Annotated in this window: 3 protein-coding genes; 1 reads left to right on the forward strand and 2 read right to left on the reverse strand. The window is 61.8% G+C overall.

From position 1 onward, the window contains the following. Positions 1-363 precede the first annotated feature (363 nt). On the reverse strand, positions 364-876 hold the full coding sequence (gene rcdA, locus AC1DT3_RS18830; RefSeq protein ID WP_477466749.1) for a protease adaptor protein RcdA: 513 nt from the start codon (positions 874-876) through the stop codon (positions 364-366). A gap of 296 nt (positions 877-1172) precedes the next feature. Further along, on the reverse strand, positions 1173-1391 hold the full coding sequence (locus AC1DT3_RS18835) for a DUF1192 domain-containing protein (RefSeq protein WP_477466747.1): 219 nt from the start codon (positions 1389-1391) through the stop codon (positions 1173-1175). A 102-nt stretch (positions 1392-1493) separates the two neighbouring features. Here AC1DT3_RS18835 and AC1DT3_RS18840 point away from each other — a divergent pair. Further along, a partial coding sequence (locus AC1DT3_RS18840; RefSeq protein ID WP_477466748.1) for an NAD(P)H-quinone oxidoreductase occupies positions 1494-2156 on the forward strand: 663 nt, incomplete at its 3' end.

Genomic DNA, 2156 nt, shown 5'->3' on the forward strand with positions numbered 1-2156 from the left:
GCGGTGTCGGCGGCGTGCTTGCGATAGGCCTCCTTGTTGGCGGCGGGCACGGCGGCAACGAATCCTTCGACGTAGGCCATTGCTTCTCTCCTGCTTGGTTTGACTGTCTTGAGCGCTCCCCGCAGCCTCGATGTTTTCAACACGGCACGCTGCGCCTTCGGTCCGCGGCGATATCTTGCGGTATAAGTTGATATCAACCTAACGCAAACGAGTCAAACCCGCGGTCAGCGACAGCGAAGCCGCTGCAGAGGAAAAGGAACTCATGGCTCCGCCTCACCCGGTCGTGGGTCCCCTTCCCTCGCTTCGCTCGCCGGGGATGACAGAAGGGACGCGTCGGGTCGGCGAAAGGGGGCGTCGGACCGGTTAGTTTCTGGCGCCGAAAGCCCGTTCGAGCAGACGCTGTTGCGCGGCGACCGGATTTTCCACGAGTACCGCCGTGCGGCTCTCGGATTCCGATATCAGTTGTTCCAGATGCATGATGCGGGCGTGCAGGCGCGTCGCCAAGCCGATCAAATCCCGAAGCCGCGGCGGCAGCGCCTCATATTCCGCGATCGTCGTCGAGGATGCCTGGGTGACGAGGCGCACGCGGTTCTTCTCGGACTGGGCTTGGGCCGGAGAAAGTTCCCCTTCTCCCACGGCGCGCTGGACCAGAAGCCACGAGGCGATCTGCATCAACCGTGTGGTCAGGCGCATGCTTTCGCTCGCATAGACTAYGGTAATCTGTCGCGGCAGATGGCGGGATTCCTCGCGGCCAGGCCCATCGAGATAGGCCGCGGTCTCTTCGACGAGCTCCATCCCTTCCTGGAAAAGTGCCTTGAACGCATCCGATTGGACGAATGTCCGGCCGAACGGGACCGCATTGCTTTCCGGCTTCATCACGTCGGGGTCGCTCAACCGCCTGTCTCCACGCTCATGCCCCGCCCTTCCCGGACGGGCTGTCATGGCGGGCACTATAGGGCGGGTTTTTGCATCACGCTTCGGTAACCCATTTTTAAGGTTAAGCCGGCGGAGACCCTCGAAACGGAGACGGTCAAAAATTGAGCCGCCTCACGGCGGCTCGAAGTCGAAAACAGGGAGGCGTCAAACAGAGTGGTCAGGAGCCACTCGACATCCAGCGCACTGGATGAAGACAACTATCAATTGTAAACCTTAAAATACCGTTAAGGTTTTGTTCAACTGGTTCCCAGATTGAAGAACGCGCTCGCAGCGGCCTTCGAACTTTCTTTGCCGGATTTGGTGCTTTTCAGGCGCGCAATTTCGCGCTCCAGCATGGCAATGCGCTCGTCGATCTCGTCAATTGAAAGCAAAGACAGGTCTTTTCCCACGTCGGAATCCAAGTCGAAACCCACGGCCTTCGCACGCGGCTCGTCGGTGAAGGGGTCAAAATCCATGGCATCCTCCTCTCGAACGGACTTAAAGGTTAGTGCGGGATGCCCGGATTGCCAAATGCGGACTATATCCCCGGCAGAAAATATCCTGATCGGAGACGCTGAATGTCCACGCTCCCCGCCACCATGCGCGCCGTAATTGCCGAGGGAAAAGGCGGGCCGGAAGTCTTACGCATCGTCGATCGCCCGCTTCCCCAACCCAAGGAAGGCGAACTTCTCGTGCGCGTCGCCGCGGCGGGAGTAAACCGGCCCGATGTCGTCCAGCGCGAAGGCGGCTATCCGCCGCCACCCGGCGCCTCGGATGTTCTCGGCCTGGAGATTGCAGGCGTGGTCGTCGAAGTCGGTGCCAATCTGCCGCGGTTTTTCCCCGGCGCCGATGTCATGGCGCTGGTTCCAGGGGGCGGTTACGCGGAATACGCCGTCGTCGCCGCCGTGAACGCCCTTCCCATCCCCGACGGCTTGCCCATGACCGAGGCGGGCGCGATCCCCGAGACCTACTTCACCGTGTGGTCGAACGTTTTCGAGCGCGGCCGCCTGCAGCCGGGCGAGACATTTCTCGTCCACGGCGGCACCTCCGGCATCGGCACGACGGCCATCCAGCTCGCCAAAGCCTTCGGCGCCACCGTCATCGCGACGGCCGGCAATCAGGCGAAATGCGACGCCTGCCGGGACCTCGGCGCCGATTGGGCGATCAATTACCGCGAAAGCGATTTCGTGAAAGCCGTCAAGGACATCACGGGCGGCCGCGGCGCCGACGTGATCCTCGAC

The sequence above is a fragment of the Microvirga sp. P4_G7 genome, assembly GCF_056401005.1.